Origin of the sequence: Bacillus sanguinis (assembly GCF_018332475.1) — a bacterium.
Classification (GTDB): Bacteria; Bacillota; Bacilli; order Bacillales; family Bacillaceae_G; genus Bacillus_A; species Bacillus_A sanguinis.
The window spans coordinates 1-557 of record NZ_BOQB01000687.1; the positions used below are offsets into that span (position 1 = coordinate 1).

Sequence of the window (557 nt, forward strand, 5' to 3'; positions counted from 1 at the left end):
TATTTAGAAAATATGCATAGAGAAGGGGAATGGGCGAAAAAGAAACTAATACATTTAGATTTAAATAACAAATTAATACTAGATATAGGATCAGGACTTGGGTTCTTTTTGAGGAGCATTTATGAAGAACTACCCGAAGATTGCCTATATATCGCAGTGGATAGAGATTTCAATAAACTTTTATTTTTAAAAGATGTATTAGCGAGAAGAAATCCGAGAAGAAATATACTCTTTATCTGTGCGGATTTTTTGAACATCCCTATTCAAAATCGGTCAGTAGATATTGTAATTGATCACTCTGGTACGAGCAATTATAGTTTTGAACATGAGGATTTTTTACTTCACGAATTAAACCCACTTTTTAAATCCGATTGTTATTTATTAAGTTTATTTATTTTATTTAAAAATTTCAGCTTAAATAGCCAAATTACAAATAACTTTCGAGCAAATTTTACACTTTCAAAAATAAAGAAAGAACTCCAAAATCTACAGTTTCAATCCATTGATGAAAGTACTTCAAATTATTTGAAACGAGGCGGAAAGTACGAGGATTTCTT

At 29.4% G+C, this 557-nt stretch carries 1 protein-coding gene; it reads left to right on the forward strand.

The window, feature by feature from the left end:
* Positions 1–557, forward strand: a 557-nt coding sequence (locus tag KI369_RS29215; RefSeq protein WP_212959074.1) for a class I SAM-dependent methyltransferase, incomplete at both ends; no start/stop codon positions are given.